This is a genomic window from Streptomyces spiroverticillatus (assembly GCA_014650415.1).
GTDB classification, from domain to species: Bacteria; Actinomycetota; Actinomycetes; order Streptomycetales; family Streptomycetaceae; genus Streptomyces; species Streptomyces spiroverticillatus.
Window position 1 is genome coordinate 1 of record BMUX01000080.1, and the last position, 891, is coordinate 891.

Below are 891 nucleotides of genomic sequence, written 5' to 3' on the forward strand. Positions count from 1 at the left end.
CTTCCCCAGGTACTCCGGAGTGCGGCCGACCATCAGCCCGGCGATGAACACCGCGATGACCGCCATGATCAACATGCCGTACAGACCGGAGCCGACACCGCCCGGGGCGATCTCCCCGAGCTGCATGCCCAGCAGGTTGATACCACCACCGAGCCCGGTGTTGGACGAGTGGAAGGAGTTCACCGCACCGGTAGAAGTCAGGGTCGTCGCGACGGAGAAGATCGCGGAGCCGCCGATGCCGAAGCGGGTCTCCTTGCCCTCCATCGCACCCCCGGCCAGGTCGAACGCCGGCCCGTGGTGCGCGGACTCCGTCCACAGCATCAGCGCGGTGAAACCGATCCAGATCGTCGCCATCGTCGCGAGGATCGCGTACCCCTGCTTGACCGAACCGACCATCCGCCCGAAAGTCCNGTTCGAGAAGGCATCCGGGTTCTCAAAGGGGTGCGCGGAATTGGCATTGAAATAGCCGCCGCCGTTGGTGCCCAGCTCCTTGATGACCTCCTGCGAGGCCACCGCCCCACCATTCCACTGCTGCGTCCCACCCGCGAACTGGCCGACCTCATGAATGCCCGAGAAGTTCTGAATCGCGCCGCAGGCCACCAGGACGAGCGCGCCGATCACCGAAATCGGGATGAGAATCCGGACGGTGCCGCGCACCAAGTCCGCCCAGAAGTTGCCCAGTTCACCCGTCCGCGAGCGGGCGAAGCCCCGTACAAGAGCGGCGGCCACCGCCATACCCACAGCAGCGGAGACGAAGTTCTGCACCGCCAGGCCGCCGGTCTGCACGACATGGCCCATGGCCTGCTCACCGGAGTACGACTGCCAGTTCGTGTTCGCCACAAACGACGCGGCCGTGTTGAACGCCTGGTCCGGATCGATCGACGCGAAACC

1 protein-coding gene is annotated in these 891 nt (G+C 65.7%); it reads right to left on the reverse strand.

Features of this window, described 5'->3' with window-relative positions; all coding sequences use genetic code 11:
- On the reverse strand, positions 1-891 hold an 891-nt coding region (locus tag IE269_RS42785), incomplete at both ends, for a potassium-transporting ATPase subunit KdpA (protein WP_189828777.1).